A 303-nucleotide genomic window follows, 5' to 3' on the forward strand; every position below is an offset into this window, starting at 1 on the left:
GCCGAGGAGGGCAGGTCGCGGCGCCGGCGCGCCCAGTCAGGATCGATGTAGAAGGCGAGGAACAGGCCGGGCCTGCCGTCATGCGACAGCGCGTGGCTGTGCGGCTGGAACGAATTGATGCCGGCTGCCGTGCACGGTCCAAGCCGCACCGTCTCGCGGCCGATGGTCATTTCGCCGGCCGTGCCTTCCAGCCAGATGATGAGATGCGCCTCGCCATGGGCATGGGTGACGAAGTCGTTGGCGACATTCAGCACAGAGACATGTCCGAACCGGCCCCAATAGAGCCTGATCGCGTCCGTCATG

1 pseudogene is annotated in these 303 nt (G+C 66.0%); it reads right to left on the minus strand.

From position 1 onward, the window contains the following. Nucleotides 1-302, minus strand: a pseudogene (locus EN818_RS31785) (AraC family transcriptional regulator); the annotation flags it as partial. Between the last annotated feature and the right edge of the window lies 1 nt (nt 303).

Source organism: Mesorhizobium sp. M3A.F.Ca.ET.175.01.1.1 (assembly GCF_004791945.1).
In the GTDB taxonomy this organism is placed as follows: Bacteria; Pseudomonadota; Alphaproteobacteria; order Rhizobiales; family Rhizobiaceae; genus Mesorhizobium.